Consider the following 15,745-nt stretch of genomic DNA (forward strand, 5'->3'; position numbering starts at 1 on the left):
GATCGGATTGGAGCGCGCCCTCGCGAGCACGTGGACCGAGTGCCGCGGCGACCTTCGCGCCGTCCCGACGACATGGTCAGCGATCCTCAGGTGCACCGTCGGCCGAGGAGTGCTGACGTACTGATAATCCAAGACGTAGACAAGAAAAGCAACTAGTTGATGCAGAATCATGTTGCCCGGCAGTCGTGGCAGCACGGAGGCGGCAAGACGCGGCGACATCCATGTATCACGTCGGACATAGGCCTTCGGCCAAAGATTGCGGCGGTCCTGTCGACATGTTTATCAAGCACTAAGATAGAAACAGTGTTGATATGGTGGAGAGCGTATGATTCCAGCTGTGGCTGTTCGCAAGACCTACAATCAGAACTGTCCCGTCGCCTTGGGCCTGGACATCCTCGGTGAGCGATGGACTCTGTTGATTCTGCGTGAGCTGGTGGGCGGATCCCGCCGATACAGCGACCTGCGCGCAGAGTTGCCGGGGATTGCCACCAACCTGCTGGCGGAGAGACTTCGTGCGTTGGAAGAGGCAGGCCTCATCCAACGCACCGACATGCCCCCGCCCATTGCACGCACCGTGTACGAACTCAGCGACGCAGGTTGGTGCAAGTTCACTCCTGTTCTCCAGGCCATTGCGAACTTCGGGATCGATCAATTCGACGCCGACAACGCTGTCCGCACGCCACTGGGTGGATTCCTCGTTGGATTGCTCATGGGCTTCGACCCGTCACGCGCCGCCGACATCCGCGCCTCATACCGCGTCAGAGTCGACGAGCGAACCTTCGACTTCTCAATCGACCGAGGCGAACTGGCGGCAGGGCGTGATGCACTTGCAGTGACCGTAGAGGCAACCGCAGCCGATCTGATCACGGCGCGGCTGGCGCCTACGGCAGCGCGACGTCAGGCGGCGATGCGACGGATAAGGTTCGACGGCGCCGGCGATGCCGTGGCCGAGTTGCAGCAGGCCTTCCAACTGTCAGCCTGACTCATCCATCCCCGTCGTCGAACTTGGCTCCCAGCCCGGGTTCCAGCGCATCGTTGAAATTCAGTGCAACGCCCTCCTGGTGGCCCAGCGTCGACTGGCAAGGTGATGCCGGTGATGTAGCGGCCCGATCGACCGCAGAGGTACACCATCGCCTCGGTGATGTCGGCGGATTCGTTTGCGGCTCACCAGGGTACTACCGTGACGAGTTTGGGCTCATCAGCAGACGAACGTGTAGGCCGATCTGGGATCCCTCTACAGATCGCCGGCTGACTTCACCTTCACCAGGTGAAGAGCACCTTTCCGGCACCCTCGGCGTTGATGGCGTGTACTAGCGCGTCCCGATACTGCTCGAGCGGGTAGGTGGCCGCCACGGGAGCTCGCAGGGTGCCGTCGGCGACCAGGGCGGCGAGGGGGGTGTACGCGGCAGCGATCTCGTCGCGGGGAGTCGCGTCCATCCAGTGCTTCTGCCAGAAGCCCCGGACGGTCAGATCACGGAAGATTATGTCGGGGGGTGCGACGACGAGCGGGCCCCCGCTCATCCCGCCATAGCTGACGAGGGTGCCCCCGTGGGCAACCCAAGGGGCGAGTTCGGCGATCAATTCTCCGGCGATCGGGTCGAGCAGCAGCGACAGCCGCTCATCGCCGAGCGCCTTCTTCAGCTGCTCATCGAGGTCCGGCCCACTGACGACCACGGCGTCGGCGCCTGATTTCAGCAGCTCGGCCGCGACCTCAGGGCGGCGCACCACGTTGAGCGTGCGGACGCCGGCCCGTTTGGCGAGGGCAATGACGTAGCGGCCGACGGCCGAGTTGGCGCCCGTCTGTCCGACCCACGCGCCCGGCGGGAGATCCACAAAACTACGGAGCAGAAGATCGGCCGTGAGCGGGTTGACACCGAGCATCGCCAGCTGGAGGGGGTCGGCCCCCGGATCGACTGGGATCGCATCGCCTTCGTCGACCGCGATCTGGTCCTGCCAGGTTCCGTGCTGCAGAGTGGGAAGGATCAGGACCCGCTCGCCCACGCGGACGGGATCGACGGCACTGCCCACGGCCACGATTCGACCGACGCCTTCGGTGCCGAGAGCGGCGGGCAGGGCCGGGCGATGTCCATACCAGCCTCTGATGAGAAGCAGGTCCGACGGATCGATGGGCGCGGCCTCGAGTGCAACGACCACCTGTCCGGCTTTGGGTTCGGGAGGGTCCGACTCGATCAGTTCCGGAGCCACGGTCGGCTTCCCAAAGGCCTTTATTTGCAATGTCTTCACCGTGACCTCCGGTCATGGTCGTATGACCGAGCTGTCGGAACTTTGCCCGGATCTGACGATGGGGTCTAGACGTAATAGTCTAGCAGGGTCGCCCGGCGGGGCATGACTGGCGCCCCGCAAGACCACCACACCTTCCGGACGGACAGCGAGAACGCGACCGCCGACGTCGCCGCGAGATTGTCATCGATCCTGCACACGGGAACGAGAGAAGACCACGAAGATTCGCAAATCGGTACTCGGCTGATTGGCAGGCCCTCGGACTTCCGCACCGGCCGGATCCGGGCGGTCTGGACCTAGTCATCGATTACGGGCTACGCGTCGCACCACCATCGAGGTCGGCCTCGAGCCCAAACTCGATCGCGTCGTTGAAATTGAGCGAATAGCCCTCCTGACGGGCGATATCGAATTCTTTTAAGCCAAGGGCGTGTCGAGCCGCGTCTTCGCATTGGTCGTGGTGAACGGACATATGCGCGAACGGAAAGCTGGTACTTCCAACCGCTTTGGCGAGTCCGGCTGCGGCTCCGAGCAGCACCGCCGCGATCCGTGGGCGGCCGGCATCGCCGGCGATCCAGGCCAGCGACTCGAAGCAGTATGCGGCCGTGCGTCGATCGTTCACCAGTTGAGCCAGCTGAAGGCTCTGCCGGACCAGCCGTATCGCATCGTCGGCCTCGCCGTGGCGCCATTTGACGGTCCCCATCGACAACAGTGCAATCATCCGGTACATCGATTCGCCATGGGACTCCGAAAGCGCGAGCGCTGCTTCGTAACAGGCCATGGCCGTCGTCGGTTCGCCATGCAATTCCCTTGCCCAGCCGAGCATTACCAACGCACCGCCGCGCATCGTCGGCTTGACGTGTTCATCGGCGGCTTCCTGCAGGCAGGCGCACGCATGGTCGAGTTGGCCGATGGCGAGCGCGGTGAATCCGTCGCCGATGGCCACGGCGGCGCGGGCGATCGGGTCGGGCGTCCGCTGCACCAGTGCTCGTCCCGCCGCGACAAGAGCAGTTGCCGCCGGTAAGTCGCCTTGGGTGCTCGCGATCATGCACGCGCCGTAGATCGCGCGAGCGCGAGCCGTCGTCGGCTCATCCGGTGCTGCTGCCAGCGCGCGGTCGAGCCAGCGACGCGCCTCACTGTACGGTCCACGCAAGAACCAGAATTGATAGAGGTCGGCGGCGAACTCGAGTGCATCCGGGCTGCCTTCGAGGATGCTGAAGTCCAGTGCCTCCCGCAGATTCGGAAGCTCGCGCTGCACTCGGTCGAGCCACTGGACTTGGTCGGCGCTGAACCATCCGGCCTCGGCGTCGTGCGCCAACTGGCGGTACCAATCGAGGTGCCGTCGCCGCAGTCGTGGGTATTCGTCGGTCTGCTCGAGTCGCTCACGGCCGTAGTCGCGCACGGTGTCGAGCAACCGCAGTCGGACTTCACCGCGAACTTCCGTCCGCAGCAGGATCGACTTGTCGACGAGGGACGACACCAGATCGTCGAACGTCTCGGCCGGCACGTCATGACCACAAATGTCTTCGGCCGCTGCGAGTTCGAAGCTTCCGGAGAAGACGGAGAGCCGTCCCCACACTTGTTGCTCGTCGGGAGTGCACAAGTCATGGCTCCACCCGATGCTCCACGCCAGCGTCTGTTGGCGAGTCGGCGCACCTCGACTGCCGCGGGTCAAGAGCGCAAAGCGGTCGGACAACCGGTCCAGGATCTGAGTTGGTGACATCGCCCGCAAGCGTGCCGCCGCCAACTCGATCGCCAACGGCAAACCATCTACGCGCGAACAGATCTGGGCGATGGTCGCCATGTTGTCGGCGGTGAGCTCGAAGCCGGGCACTGCGGCGGTAGCACGTTCGGCAAACAATGCCACCGCGTCGTTGCAGGGCCCAAGACTTGGGTACTCGGAGTTGGCCTCAAGACACGACAGCGGCGATATCGGGAGGACGGTTTCGCCGCCGATGCCGAGCGCCTCTCGACTGGTCGCCAGGATGTGCAACTCCGGTGCGGCCCGCAGCAGCGCTTCGGCGAGCTTCGCCGCTTCGTCGACCACTTGCTCGCAATTGTCGAGTACGAGTAGCGGTCTGCGGTTGCTCAAGAACTCGATCAACACCTCGAGCGGTGGTCTCGCTGATTGATCGCGGACGCCGAGAGTCGCCGTCACCGCGTCGACCACCATCGACCCATCGCGCAGTTCGCCCAACTCGACGAACCAGACACCGTCGCGGAAGTCCGTCCGCACGTCGCTTGCAACCCGCAGCGCCAGGCGGGTCTTGCCCACCCCGCCGATGCCGGTCAAGGTGACGAGACGGGCGGCCGACAGCGACTTCTTGACCTCCGCCAACTCGTTGCGGCGACCGACGAAGCTGGTCATCTCCAGCGGAATGTTCCCAAGTGTCCGCCCGCTGCCCGAGGTGTGCGTCGCTTGCCGTGGCGGTCGGTTCGTGCGTTCGCTGCGCAACGCCATCTCGTCGACGGGGAAACCATGCCGGGCTTGGACGCGCTGAATCTGCTCGCACAGTTCGACGACGGACGGCCGGTCACGGGGGTCGCGCGTCATCGCCATGTCGACGATGTCCGCGACGTCGTCGGGGACTCCGCCTTCGCGAAGGTTCGGCGCCGACTCGCTGGCAATCCGCAAGAACTGGGCGATCACCTGCTCGCCGCTGCGGCGCTCGAATGCCGCGTGACCGGTCAGGGCGGCGAACAGGGTGGCGCCGAGCCCGTACACGTCGGAAGCCTGGCTGGGCGGATCACCGCTGAGGATCTCGGGAGCGGTGAACGCTGGCGAACCGGTGAAGACGCCCGTCGCGGTCTTGAATCCGCCTGTGATGTGGGCGATTCCGAAATCACTCAGGGCCGGCTCGCCGAATTCGGTGTACAAGATGTTGGCCGGCTTGATGTCCCGATGCAGGATCCCCGCGCGATGCGCCGTCTCCAATGCGCCTGCCAATTTCACGCCGAGTCGAAGTACCTCGTCCACCGGCAGGGCACCAACGTCGTGGATCCGTGCGTCCAGCGAACCGGGGCGGTGGTACTGCATGACCAGATACGGATGGCCGCTCTCGGTTTCGCCGACGTGCAGCACGCCGACGATGTTCGGGTGACCGGTGAGCACGCCCATCGCGCGTTGCTCCCGCAGGAAGCGCTCCCGGTTCTGGTCTGGTTCGGCGGTGAGCACCTTGACCGCGACCTCGCGGCTGAGTGCTGCTTGTGTGCACCGAAAGACGATGCCGAAACCGCCCCGGCCGATCTCTTCGGCATCATCGAACCCGGCAGCGCTCAACTCCGAGACGACGGCAGAGCCTTCGTCACGCTGCGTCTGGAGTGGGTCGCTGTCCATCACCGGCTTCCTGCGATGAGACGAGCATAACGCCAGCTCAGCAAAGAAGGGGCGAGCTGACTTTTGCGCCCCGTACCCGTTATGCCGGTAGCAAGCCCGCCGCGCGGTAGCTGTCGATCACGGCGTCGTACAGTGCGGTTTCGGTGCGGCTTCGCGCAAGTAGCTGAGCGCCGGCGACTGCGGCGAAGATGGCGCGAGCCCGCGGTTCGGCGCTCTCCGGATCCACCAGCGACGCAGCGACCATGACCTTGGCCAGCCAAGCGACGTTGACATCGGTGAAGGTCTGGATTTCCTTCCTCACTGGCTCCGGTAGGTAGTCCGATTCGGCGGCCATCAAGCTGGCCAGGCAGAGGCGATTGTCGTTCGACAGCGCCATGCGGAACGTCTCTGGGTATCGGCGGAGCGCGACGGTGGGATCAGAGGATTCGGCCAACAGTGCCTCGAGTGCGGCGGCCGAGTCCTCCCAATAGCGCCGCGCCAGTGCGACCCCGAGTTCCGCCTTGGTGGGGAAGTAGTGATAGACGCTGGCGGCCTTGATGCCCACCTCACGTGCGAGATCCCGGAAGCTCAACCCGCCGTAGCCGCGCGCCTGCGCGACCAGTCTGGCGGTGGCCAAGATTCTTTCCCGCGTATTGCCAGCCTCGCTCGTCACCGTCATTGCTCCCGTTCTGCGCGTTTGACCTGCGGCAATCCTAACCTACCTAGTGCCCGGTAGATTCCCTACCATGTGGCAGGTAGGGTACCTACCACGTAGCAGGTAGGCATCGAAGGGAAGCCATGAACTCGGAACCGCTGCATTATCAGGACGCCACCGCACTGGCCGAATTGATCGCCACGAAACAGGTCTCGTCGCGCGAAGTCGTGCAGGAACATCTGGACCGCATCGCGGCCGTCAATCCGGAGATCAACGCGATCGTCACCCTGCTCGGCGAAGAGGCTTTGCGGGATGCCGATACGGCCGACCGGGCGGTCGCCGCCGGTGCCGAACTCGGTCCTCTGCACGGAGTTCCGTTCAGCATCAAGGACTCACTGAACACCGCGGGCATCCCCACCCAACGAGGCTCGAAGCTCTTCGCCGGTTTCATTCCCGACCGCGACGCCACCGCGGTGGCGCGCTTCAAGGGGGCTGGCGGCATCCCGCTCGCAAAGACGAACCTGCCGGAATTCTCGGCATCGACCGAGACCGACAACCTGGTCACCGGCCGCACGAACAACCCGTGGAATCTCGACCGAACACCCGGCGGATCCTCGGGCGGTGATTCGGCGGCGCTCGCAGCCGGAATGACTCCCATCAGCATCGGCAGCGACGTTGCGATTTCGGTACGAGGCCCAGCGTCGTTCACCGGTGTCGCCGCGCTCAAGGCCACCCACGGCCGCATCCCCTACACCGGACACTTCCCAACGGTGACTTCGGCGTGGTGGCACGTCGGACCGATGGCGCGCACGGTGCGCGACGTTGCGCTCGGCTACTCCATCCTCAGCGGACCCGACGGTGTCGACGGCTACGCCATTCACGCCAAGGACACCGAACCTCCGGCCGCACCCGTCGCCGGCCGGACCCTCCGGGTGGGCTGGGTTTCCGACGACGCTTTTGCACCGGTGGATCCCGAGGTCACCGCCGCCGTCGTGGCCGCGGCCGCGCAGTTGGCCGACCTCGGCTGCGAGGTCGAGCAAGTGAATCTGCCCTTCCTCAACGGCGCCGAAGCCCAGGCGGTCCTATTGACCTTCGTTTACGGCGAGCTGATTCCGTACGTCAGGTCGCTGGTCGCAGGTCGCGAAGACGAGTTGTTCTTCACCAGCGCGGGTCTCATCGCCGTCGACGAGCCCACCGCCCAGGATCTTCTGGCGGCGAGGACGGCGATGGAGGCGCTACGGTCGGCGTTCGCCGGCTACTTCCAGAAATACGACGTGCTGCTGTGCCCCGTCACCCCGGTCACCGCAATGCCACACGGCCAGCCCGACGTCATGGTCAACGGTGTCGCCACACCCTGGACTCACGTAGCGGACGCGACGTCCCCATTCAATCTGACTGGGCTGCCAGCGATTTCAGTTCCGTACGGCTTCAGCTCCGAAGCGTTGCCGATCGGCATCCAGCTCGTTTCGAAGTGGTTCGACGAAGCGACCCTGTTGCGACTGGGCGCGCTGCTCGAACGCCGAGGCGGCCTTGGTGATCGCCGCCCACCGATCGCGGCGCAGACATCCGCGGCCGTTGGTCTCGTTTGATGCCTAGCGCCCATTTCGACGTCACGGCTGCCGATGGGACGTCATTCAGTCAATCCACGACCCAGGTGTCGATCTCGGCCATAGCACCAGGGACGGTCGTGTCACGCAGATCCATTCGGAATCACCGGCAAGATGATGCGCGACGGCCGCGCCGCATCGTGGGCGATCTGCTGCTGCGCCGTGCGGGCACGGGTGCCGTCTTCGACCGCCTCGCCGGTGTTGAAATTGCGGGCCCAGCGCGGAAAGTTGCTCGACGTCACCTGCACTCGAATGCGGTGCCCGGTCCGGAATACATAACTCGTGGACCACAAGTCGACGTCTTGGGCGGTGAACTCGTCCGGCTGCGCGTCGCTGCGCACGATCCCGTCGACGACGTTGCGCGACGTCCCCCCGGGGTCCACGTCGCAGACGCGGACGACCCAGTCGGTGCTCGGGGCGTCGGTCGCTGCGTGGAGCACGGCACGGATACGCCCGGTGACCTCGAGGTCTTCCGTCATCGGCTCGGTGGTGTAGACGAGCACGTCTGGCCGTGACTCGACGGCAGCTTGGTCAAGGGGGCCGGGCGGGAACTCGTTGGACATCAACAGGGCTCCGCCAATGGTGATGACGGGGTCAGTCGGGTCATATCGGTAGGTGTCGACAGCCTCTTCGGCCGCTGGTGGTTCGGCTGTGAGCTGGCCATCCGCTCGCAGAAACAGGTCAGTCTCCATCGCGCGCGACAACGGCCATTCCCGTTCCTCGCGCCACTGGTTGGTGCCCATGACGAACAGCAGCACCGGGGGCAATGTCGCCGGGGCAGAAGCGTTCTCATCGGCCGCCGGAACAAGATGGTGTCGGAACCAAGCGGTTTGAATGTCGGTCAGTGAACCGCGGAAGCCGAGGATCTCGGCGCTCGATGCCAGCCCGAAGTTGACGTCACCGAGGTACCCGCTGGTGTTCGTGTGTGCCCACGGACCCATGATCAGCGTCGCGGGGCGCCCAGCCGCGTGCATGCCCGTGAAGTTGTCCAGCGTCCCCTGGCAGAAGAGGTCGTACCAGCCGCCGATTTGCAGACTCGGCAGGTCCACTTCCGCGTGACGTCCCGCCACCCGGCACGAAGCACTCCACTCCGGTTCCCGCTGCGAGCGTTCGAAACCCAGTTCGGCGATGTCGTGTCGGGCATACGCAGGGTGATGCTCGGCGGGAAGTTCCGAGTACCCAGACCTGGCTACGCCGTCGATGTCTGCGATCAGCGAGAAGATGGCCCCGCCGAGCGCTGCAGGATCGTCGGAATGTCGGCGCACGAGAGTCTGGGCGCCCTGCAACAGCGACCAATACACCGACGTGCCCAGTTCGAGGACCCCGCCGCGGGAGAACAAGCCATCATCCGGGTCCGACCACGTAACTACCGGCGAAATAGCCTTCAGCTCGGGCGGTTTCGACAGTGCGGCCATCCACTGGGTGTTGCCGAAGTAGCTCGCGCCGAACATCCCGACGACGCCGTTCGAGCCGGGCAGAGCCGCGGCCCAACGCACGCTGTCGTAGCCGTCGTCCGCCTCGAACGTCCACGGCTCCCAGTTGCCCTCGGAGGCGAAGCGGCCTCGCGTGTCCTGGACGACCACGAGATAGCCGCCGCTGGCCATACCGAGCGGGTCGATCAGCGTCCGCAGGAAGCCAGGCAAGTGCTTGCCGTAGGGGAGTCGAGTCAACAGCACGGGCCACGGCCCATCCTCCGTCGGACGGTATACGTCGGCGCGCAGCACCGTACCGTCGCGCATGGTGGCGGCGACATTGCGTTGGACGGTCACGTCATACACGAGGCACCTTCTCTCCCGTCGTTGGGAACCTCAGCCTGACAGGGCCGTTTCCGCCGCGGTACACCCGAACGGGGGTGGCCCTCAGGCGGCGAACTTGTTGATCTTCCGAAGCGCTTTGTCGAAGGCCCGCGCGGGGACGAAGCGACGCATCGTGCTGAGCTGACGTGCCCGCGGGCTGCCGGGGTACCGCAACTTGGGTTTGGCATCCGTGGCCGCGGCGACGATCGCCTTCGCCACGGTGGCCGGATCGTCGCCGCCGTTCACCTCGTCCGCCACCACTTGGCTGGTGGTCTCGCGCTGCCGGGCATAGACCTCCAATGGGCCGTCGGGCGCCGCGGTGTTGTCGTCGAACCCGGTCTTGGTACCCCCGGGCTCGACGATGAGCACCCGGATGCCATATTCGCGGACCTCGTGGTCGACGGACTCGGAGTAACCCTCGACCGCGTGTTTCGTCGCGCTATAGGCGGCCATGAAGGGCGCGGGCATGAACCCGAAGATCGACGAGATGTTGATGATGCGGCCGCTTCTCCTGGCGCGCATGTGTGGCAGGACGGCTCTGGTCATGCGCATGACGCCGAAGACGTTGATGTCGAAGAGTCGCTGGGACTGCGCGATCGAGTTCTCCTCGGTGGCCCCCGAGCCACCCATCCCTGCGTTGTTGACCAGGACGTCGATCCGCCCGAACTGGGCCAGCACCCGCTCGATCAGCTGGGCGACCGAGTCGTCACTCGTCACGTCGAGGTCGAAGAACGTCACGCCTTCGCGGCGGGCCAGCCCATCCGTGCTTCGGCTCGTCCCGACGACGACGTAACCGGCCTTGACCAGGGCCTCGGCCGTGAACTTGCCGAGGCCCGAATAGGCGCCGGTGACGATTGCGACCGGCTTTGTTGCCGTCATGTTGAGCTCCAGAGTCGATTGACGTACGATCGTAATATTAAATTACGATCGTAAGACTATAGGATCGACGGACCAAGGGCAATCGGTCGGCGCAGCGGAGGCACGTGTGGCGAGGTACGGCAAGGAGCACAAGGACGCGACGAGGCGGCGGATCGTCGCGTCGGCGGGCCGTCGGTTCAAAAGCGACGGCATCGATGGCTCGGGCATCGCCACGCTCATGGCCGACGCAGGCCTGACCAACGGGGCCTTCTACGCCCATTTCGCCTCCAAGGACGACCTCATCGCCACCGCGGTCGGCGATCAGTTGCGCGCTCAGACCGAGCGCCTGCGCGCGTTTCCCCCTGGTGAACGCGGCGTCGAGCAATTCGTGCGTTGGTACCTCTCCGCCGGGCACCGTGACGCACCCCAGGACGGTTGCCCCTCTGCTGCACTGCTCGACGAGATCGGCCGGGCTCAGACCTCGATCAAAGAGACGTTCACCGACGGCTTTCTCAGTTCCGCCGACGAGCTCGCGGCACGGCTCGCGCCGGAGGATCCCAAGTCGGCGCGCCCTCGGGTCCTCGCCGCCTTCGCCATGATGGCCGGCACGGTTCAACTCTCTCGGGCGCTTGCCGACCGGCAGCTCGCCGACGATGTCCTCGAAGAAGGCATCAAGAACACCCTCGCGCTGTTCGGCATCGCGCCGCAGCCCATGACGAAAGGCACCTAATTGACCACCGAGATCCGTGGTGACGCCCGGCTCGAACGCTTGGCAGACCTCTACGCCAACGATCCGCAAGTGCAGGCCCACGAGCCGTCGCCAACCGTCCTCGAAGCTGCGCGTCGCCCCGGTCTTCGGCTCGCCGAGGTGCTTCGCACCTTCCTGCAGGGTTACGCGGAGCGGCCCGCGCTGGGCACCCGAGCCACGTCGGTGGAGCGGGATCCGGCGACCAGGCGCGCCGAGCAGCGGTTGCTTCCCGCGTTCGACACCATCACCTACGGCGACGTCTGGTCCAATCTCACGGCGATCGCCGCGGCCTGGGCCGGCGACGACGAGCCGGTGCGCCCCGGTGATTTCGTCGCAACGATCGGCTTCGCCAGCGCCGACTACCTGACCGTCGACCTCGTCTCCAACTATTTGGGCCTGGTTGCCGTTCCGCTGCAACACAATTCGCCAGTGTCACGGCTGCAGCCCATCTTCGCGGAGACCGAACCGCGGGTGCTGGCGGTCAGCGCGGCGTATCTGGATCTGGCAGTCGAGTGCGCGCTGGGCAGCCCGTCGGTTCGCCGCCTGACGGTGTTCGACTACGACGCGGACGTCGATGCCCAGCGAGAAGCCCTGGAACAGGCCCGCATTCGGCTGTCAGCAACATCGATAGCCGTCGAGACCCTGCCCGAGGTCATCGCGCGCGGACGCGCCCTGCCGGTCCCGCCCGGCTTCGACGGCGACGACGACGAGCGCCTGGCCATGATCCTCTACACCTCCGGTAGCACCGGCCTGCCCAAGGGCGCCATGTGGACCGAGCGCATGTTGAGCATGCTGTGGACCAGCGACATCCTCGAAGACATCGACGCCCCGGTGCTCAACGTCAACTTCATGCCGCTGAACCACCTCGGCGGGCGCATCGCGTTGATGTCGACGTTTCAAGCCGGCGGCACCAGCTATTTCGTTCCGGAGAGCGACCTTTCCACCTTGTTCGAGGACTGGCAGTTGGTCCGCCCCACGCAACTGGCGGTGGTCCCCCGGATCGTCGACATGCTGTTCCAGCAGTACCAGACGCGGGTGGACCGGTTGCGCGCCGAGGGGGAGGGGCCGGTGGCGGCCGACGCGATCGCGAAGGCCGAGCTGCGCGACGATCTGTTGGGCGGCCGAGTGCTTGGCGGGTTCGTCAGCACCGCCCCGCTGGCCACGGAGATGCGCACGTTCATCGAAACCTGCATCGAGGCACCGCTTTCCGACCTCTACGGGCTCACCGAGGTCGGCGGGGTGTCCAGCGGCGGGGTGATCTCGCGGCCGCCGGTGATCGACTACAAGCTGGTCGACGTGCCCGAGTTGAACTACTTCACCACCGACCGGCCCCATCCCCGCGGCGAACTGCTGGTCAAGACGGCAATGGCCACACCCGGCTACTACAAGCGCCCCGACGTCACGGCCGAAGTGTTCGACGCCGAGGGGTACTACCGCACGGGCGACGTGATGGCCGAAGTCGGTCCGGACCACCTGGTGTACGTGGACCGCCGCAACAACGTGTTGAAGTTGGCTCAAGGCGAATTCGTCGCGGTGGCCAACCTCGAGGCCGTCTACGCCGGTGCACCGCTGGTCCGGCAGATCTTCGTCTACGGCAACAGTGAGCGCTCCTCGCTGCTCGCGGTCATCGTGCCGACCGACGAGGCGCTCTCGCGCTACCCGGATCGCGACGATCTGAAGGCGGCGCTACGCGACTCGTTGCAGGCCACCGCGCGCGTGGCGGAGCTGCAATCCTATGAAGTTCCCGCCGACTTCCTCATCGAGACCGACCCGTTCACCACACCCAACGGTCTGCTCTCCGGCGTCGGAAAGCTGTTGCGGCCCAAGCTCAAGGAGTTCTACGGTGCACGGCTCGAGCAGCTCTACGTCGACCTGGCGCAGGCCCGATCCGACGAACTGCGGGCGCTTCGCGAAGCGGCGGACAGTCAACCGGTCGTCGAGACGGTGATCCAAGCCGCGCAGGCGCTGCTGGGCCTGCCCGGTGCGGCGCCCGCCGCCGACGTGCACTTCACCGACCTCGGCGGAGACTCGCTGTCGGCGTTGAGCTTCTCCAATCTGCTCGCCGAGGTGCTCGGCGTCGAGGTGCCGGTGGGCGTGATCATCGGGCCGTCGTCCGACCTTGCCGCGCTGGCCGCCTACGTCGAGTCCGAGCGCGCATCGGGTGGCCAGCGGCCGACCGCCACGAGCGTGCACGGCGCAGGCGCCACTTCGCTTGCGGCGGCGGATCTGACCCTGGACAAGTTCATCGACGAAGCGACGCTGAAGGCGGCTCGCGTCCTGCCCGCTACCAAGGGTCAGGTTCAGACCGTGCTGTTGACGGGTGCGAACGGCTACCTCGGCCGATTCCTGACACTCGAGTGGCTGCGGCGGGTTTCGACGACCGGCGGCCGCTTGATCACGCTGCTGCGCGGCGAGGACGCCGATTCCGCGAAGCGCCGGCTGGAGCAGGTGTTCGGCTCCGACCCCGCGATGTTGGACGAATTCCGGGAGTTGGCCGCCAAGCACCTGGAGGTGGTGCCCGGCGACATCGGCGAGCCGAACCTCGGGCTCGACGACGCGACGTGGCGCCGCCTGGCGCGCGACGTCGACCTCGTCGTGCATCCGGCGGCACTGGTCAATCACCTGTTGCCCTATGGACAGTTGTTCGGGCCCAACGTCGTCGGCACCGCCGAGGTGATCCGCTTGGCGATCAGCGAGCGCATGAAGCCGGTGACCTACCTGTCCACCGTCTCCGTGGCGATGGGTGTGCCCGACTTCGTCGAGGACGGCGACGTCCGGGAAGTCAGCGCAGTCCGGCCGATCGACGACGGCTACGCCAACGGCTACGGCAACAGCAAGTGGGCCGGAGAAGTGCTCCTGCGGGAGGCACACGACCTGTGCCGGCTGCCGGTCAGCGTGTTCCGCGCCGACATGATCCTGGCGCACAGCACGTTCGCCGGCCAGCTCAACGTCCCGGATGCATTCACCCGCATGCTGATCAGCCTGCTGTCTACGGGGATCGCCCCTCGCACGTTCTATGCCGACGACGGATCAAGCGAGCGGCCGCGTGCGCACTACGACGGCCTGCCAGCCGACTTCGTCGCCGAGGCCATCACCACCATCGGCGCCGCCGGCCTCGACGGCTTCGTGTCCTACGACGTGATGAACCCCCACGACGACGGAGTCTCGCTGGACGTCATCGTCGACTGGCTCATCGAAGAAGGTGCCTCGATCACCCGCATCGACGACCACTCCGAGTGGATATCGCGGTTCGAGCGTGCGCTGCGTAGTTTGCCCGAGCAGCAGCGACAACGCTCTGCCCTGGCCCTGCTCGACGCCTACCGGGTGCCCGAGCGGCCGATACTCGGTGCGATCGCCCCGACCGAGGGTTTCCGGGCAGCGGTGCAGGACGCCAAGATCGGTGTTGCCCAGGACATTCCGCACGTCGACAAGGACCTGATCCGCAAGTACCTAGTCGACCTGAAGGGGCTGGGGCTCGTCTGACACGGCTGTGGTCTGAAGAAACGCGTCTCGACTGTGCGGTGTCGTACGCGACACGCCGCCGCGGCGTACGAATCGGCACGTTCGCCCGGCCGCGGCGCCTTGTATCGTCGTTTCAATGCGATCGAACGACGTTGCGCGAGCCGATGACTGACGCCGCCACCTCCCCGCAGCAGGTCCGCGTGGGCTGTGTGTTCCGCCCCGAGAACCCGCCGGAGGCGGTCGCCGCCGCCGCGCGGATCGCCGACGACGTCGGTCTAAACGAGTTGTGGCTCTGGGAGGACTGCTTCTTCAACGGCGGCATCTCCGCAGCCGCCATCGCGCTCGCCAACAGCAGCCGGCTCGTCGTCGGCGTCGGCGTGTTACCGGTGCCGCTGCGCAACGTCGCGTTGACCGCGATGGAGATCGCGACGCTCGACCGCACGTATCCCGGTCGGCCGCGCATCGGTGTCGGCCACGGCGTCCAGGACTGGATGGGCCAGGTCGGCGCCAAGGTCGGCTCACCGATGACGCTGCTGCGGGAGTACACCACCGCACTGTCGGCGCTGCTGCGTGGGGAATCCGTCACCTGCGACGGCCGGTACGTCACGCTGACGGACGTGCGGCTCGACTGGCCGCCGACCACCGACGTGGGCGTGCTGCTCGCCGCGACCGGACCCAAGACGCTCGCACTCAGCGGTGAGTTGGCGGCCGGCACGGTGATCACCTCCCGCACTTCGCCCGACGCGCTGCGTAGCGCCATGTCGCACGTCCGCGGCGGCGCGGGCTCGGACACCAGCCGTCGGCACGAGGTGGTGGTCTACCTCCCGTGTGCCCTGGACGACGACGCCTACCGCAGAACCCAAGACGAAATGAAGACGGACGGCCTGGATCCGTCGGACGACTTGATCGTGCACGGAACACCGGAACAGATCGCCGACGGCGCCCGTCGCTGGATCGCAGCGGGTGCCGACACCGTCGTCTTTCAACCCCCTGCCGGGACGGATTTGGAGCCCTTCATCGAGGTGATCGGCTCGCGTGTGCAACCGCTACTGGCGTGACCGACGG

General features: G+C 66.0%; 10 protein-coding genes. 5 read left to right on the forward strand and 5 right to left on the reverse strand.

Annotation, left to right across the window (positions count from 1 at the left end):
- Positions 1 to 325: 325 nt before the first annotated feature.
- Positions 326 to 982: a helix-turn-helix domain-containing protein gene (locus N536_RS0101840; protein ID WP_029112050.1), complete on the forward strand. Its 657-nt coding sequence runs from the start codon at positions 326 to 328 to the stop codon at positions 980 to 982.
- Between the two features lie 278 nt (positions 983 to 1,260).
- Here N536_RS0101840 and N536_RS0101845 read toward each other — a convergent pair whose 3' ends face one another.
- From N536_RS0101845 to N536_RS0101860, 3 genes are all read right to left on the reverse strand, one after another.
- Positions 1,261 to 2,205, reverse strand: a complete 945-nt coding sequence (locus tag N536_RS0101845) for a zinc-dependent alcohol dehydrogenase family protein (protein WP_231514382.1) — start codon at positions 2,203 to 2,205, stop codon at positions 1,261 to 1,263.
- Positions 2,206 to 2,548: 343 nt separating this feature from the next.
- The gene (locus N536_RS0101855; RefSeq protein ID WP_029112053.1) at positions 2,549 to 5,575 is read right to left on the reverse strand and encodes a protein kinase; all 3,027 of its coding nucleotides are present in this window, start codon (positions 5,573 to 5,575) and stop codon (positions 2,549 to 2,551) included.
- A gap of 79 nt (positions 5,576 to 5,654) precedes the next feature.
- A complete protein-coding gene (locus tag N536_RS0101860) occupies positions 5,655 to 6,191 on the reverse strand; it encodes a TetR/AcrR family transcriptional regulator (protein ID WP_197040043.1) in 537 nt (178 codons plus the stop codon).
- Positions 6,192 to 6,352: 161 nt separating this feature from the next.
- Between N536_RS0101860 and N536_RS0101865 the strand changes: the two genes are divergently transcribed.
- Positions 6,353 to 7,798, forward strand: coding sequence for an amidase (locus N536_RS0101865; protein ID WP_029112055.1), 1,446 nt, complete (start codon positions 6,353 to 6,355; stop codon positions 7,796 to 7,798).
- A gap of 101 nt (positions 7,799 to 7,899) precedes the next feature.
- Here N536_RS0101865 and N536_RS0101870 read toward each other — a convergent pair whose 3' ends face one another.
- Both N536_RS0101870 and N536_RS0101875 read right to left on the reverse strand, forming a co-directional pair.
- Complete coding sequence (locus N536_RS0101870; protein WP_029112056.1) at positions 7,900 to 9,594, reverse strand: CocE/NonD family hydrolase; 1,695 nt, start codon at positions 9,592 to 9,594, stop codon at positions 7,900 to 7,902.
- Positions 9,595 to 9,675: 81 nt separating this feature from the next.
- Entirely contained in the window at positions 9,676 to 10,491 is an 816-nt protein-coding gene (locus N536_RS0101875) for an oxidoreductase (RefSeq protein WP_029112057.1), read from the reverse strand.
- 106 nt (positions 10,492 to 10,597) lie between these two features.
- Here N536_RS0101875 and N536_RS0101880 point away from each other — a divergent pair, with 106 nt between their 5' ends.
- The 3 genes from N536_RS0101880 (at position 10,598) to N536_RS0101890 (ending at position 15,738) form a co-directional block, all read left to right on the forward strand.
- Positions 10,598 to 11,200: a TetR/AcrR family transcriptional regulator gene (locus tag N536_RS0101880; protein WP_029112058.1), complete on the forward strand. Its 603-nt coding sequence runs from the start codon at positions 10,598 to 10,600 to the stop codon at positions 11,198 to 11,200.
- Entirely contained in the window at positions 11,201 to 14,701 is a 3,501-nt protein-coding gene (gene car, locus N536_RS0101885; RefSeq protein ID WP_155948373.1) for a carboxylic acid reductase, read from the forward strand.
- Between the two features lie 143 nt (positions 14,702 to 14,844).
- Positions 14,845 to 15,738, forward strand: a complete 894-nt coding sequence (locus N536_RS0101890) for an LLM class flavin-dependent oxidoreductase (protein ID WP_051574153.1) — start codon at positions 14,845 to 14,847, stop codon at positions 15,736 to 15,738.
- The last annotated feature ends 7 nt before the right edge of the window (positions 15,739 to 15,745 follow it).

Source organism: Mycobacterium sp. URHB0044 (genome assembly GCF_000620625.1).
Classification (GTDB): Bacteria; Actinomycetota; Actinomycetes; order Mycobacteriales; family Mycobacteriaceae; genus Mycobacterium.

What these genes read in the sequence shown, in the direction of transcription:
- N536_RS0101840 (WP_029112050.1), top strand. Translation starts at nt 326, where the DNA reads ATGATTCCAGCTGTGGCTGTTCGCAAGACCTACAATCAGAACTGTCCC.
- N536_RS0101855 (WP_029112053.1), bottom strand. Translation starts at nt 5,575, where the DNA reads ATGGACAGCGACCCACTCCAGACGCAGCGTGACGAAGGCTCTGCCGTC.
- N536_RS0101865 (WP_029112055.1), top strand. Translation starts at nt 6,353, where the DNA reads ATGAACTCGGAACCGCTGCATTATCAGGACGCCACCGCACTGGCCGAA.
- N536_RS0101875 (WP_029112057.1), bottom strand. Translation starts at nt 10,491, where the DNA reads ATGACGGCAACAAAGCCGGTCGCAATCGTCACCGGCGCCTATTCGGGC.
- N536_RS0101890 (WP_051574153.1), top strand. Translation starts at nt 14,845, where the DNA reads ATGACTGACGCCGCCACCTCCCCGCAGCAGGTCCGCGTGGGCTGTGTG.